Raw genomic sequence first — 1922 nt, 5'->3', positions numbered from 1 at the left:
ATCAGTAAGGCCAGGCGTTCCTCGAACGCCAGGTCGTGGGTGTCGGGTTGTGATCGTTGTTGTTCCAGCGCATCGCACATGCCGGTCAGTTTGAGTTGGCGCAGGGTGTCGAGGGTGTTTTGAGTCAGCATCAGTCTCTCCGGGATCAGTGGTAGTAGTGGGGGCCACGAACGTTGGTGTGAACAGGCAGGTCGGTCAGTTCCGGTTCCTCTTCGGCTAAGGGCAGCGGGAGCTGATCCAACCCCTGCTTCAGGATCGAGGTGATGCTCTGGTAACTGGCCGAGTTGATAGCCAACGCCCGGTCACAAGCCTGCTCAAGGCGGTCACGGCTGTAGCGGCGGCTGAGGTTCAACAGCCCCAGGCAGGCGCGGTAACCATGTTCCGGATGAGGCCGATCCTTGAGCTGTCTTTGCACCACGTCCAGCGTGGCGGGGCCGATGTCAGTGGCCCAATTCAGGAAGCGTCCCGGTGACCAGTTCTGATGGGCCTGGTGCGACTTGGGCATGTGTTCGGTCAGGGTCACGAAGCGGCTCTTGCCGTGGCGAGAATGCAGGGCTACCCGTTGCCCCTTGTGCATGACCTCGACGGACGTATCGGTCACCCGAACATCCAGCTTCACTCCCACCAGGGCGTGAGGCACGCTGTACAGCCGTTTGTCGATCTCGATGTGGTAGTCAATGCCCGGTCGCGCTTTGCGCCACTCGGCATAGACGTAAGGTGATGCGGGCAGAGGCCTCAGAGCTGGGCGATCCAGTGCCTCGAACAGGCTCTGGCGGCTCTCGGAGCGCCCCTGGAACGGGCGCTGGTTCAGGGCCGGTAACAGATCCGCGATGGCCGTATTCAGTTCGGCCAGGGAGAAGAACATCCGGTGCCGTAACCGGGCCAGGATCCAGCGTTCGACCAACAGTACGGCGGCTTCAGCCTTCGCTTTATCCTTGGGTTTGTAAGGGCGTGCTGGCAACACCGCAGTCTGGTAGTGAGCGGCCAGTTCGGCGTAGGTCTCGTTGATCGTCGGGGTATATCGATCGGCCTTGGTGACCGCTGCCTTGAGGTTATCGGGAACCAGCAGTTCAGCTACCCCGCCGTAGAACGTCAGCATCCGCTGGTGGGAGGCAATCCAGTCCGGCAGAGACTGACTCCAGGTAGCCTCAGCGAAGGTGTAGCTGGACGCTCCAAGCACAGCGACAAAGACCTGAGCCTTGCGCATTTCCCCGGTGGAACGATCCACCACTGGCACGGTAGGGCCGCAGTAGTCGATAAAGATCTTCTCACCGGCCCGATGGACCTGGCGCATGCTGCGCCGTTGCCGGCCACGCCAGAGCCGGTAGTGGTGGCAGAACTGGCTGTAGCGATAGGCCTTGTCGCCGTGGCGTTCCACGTACTCGGCCCAGAGCAGTTGCAGGGTCACGCCCTTGGTCTTCAGTTCCTGATGGACCTGGAAGTAATCAGGTTCGGCAAAGCGTGCAGGTGGAGTCTTGGCTGGGAACAGCAGTGCTTCCAGCCGGACCTCATCAACGTTCTCTGGCAACGGCCAGGTCACATCATGAGCCTGGGCCAGATTGACGTACTTGCCAACCACACCTTTGGAGAGACCGCAGGCGCGGGCAATGCGCTCATGGCTCAGGCCTGCTTCGTATTTGAGGCGCAAGACCTCGATAATCTGTCGCATGGAAATCCTCGCAACCGGCATCCGCTCTTCCTCGTGATAAAAAGGAAGGGGGTATGCCGGATAAAGTTGAAGAATTCCAGCGCGTTGGCGGTGATTCCGGGGGAACGTGACCGATGATTCCGGCATCGTGACCGGCGATTCCGGAAAACGACCCGAAATCGGTCACGATAAAACGGAATGAGCGGTCACGATCGCCCGGAACAGGCGGTCACGTTTAAACGGAATGGGTGGTCACGATGGGCCGGAATATGCA

The 1922-nt window shown here is 60.1% G+C and carries 1 protein-coding gene; it reads right to left on the bottom strand.

From position 1 onward, the window contains the following. Positions 1-145 precede the first annotated feature (145 nt). Positions 146-1690 carry an IS21 family transposase gene (gene istA / locus AAC035_RS21085; RefSeq protein WP_339807079.1) on the bottom strand — a complete coding sequence of 515 codons (1545 nt, stop codon included), beginning with the start codon at positions 1688-1690 and terminating at the stop codon, positions 146-148. Positions 1691-1922: the final 232 nt, after the last annotated feature.

It is taken from the genome of uncultured Marinobacter sp. (genome assembly GCF_963974375.1).
Classification (GTDB): Bacteria; Pseudomonadota; Gammaproteobacteria; order Pseudomonadales; family Oleiphilaceae; genus Marinobacter.
The sequence above is the reverse complement of the archived record's forward strand: the minus strand, read 5'-3'. Positions and strand labels throughout refer to the sequence as shown.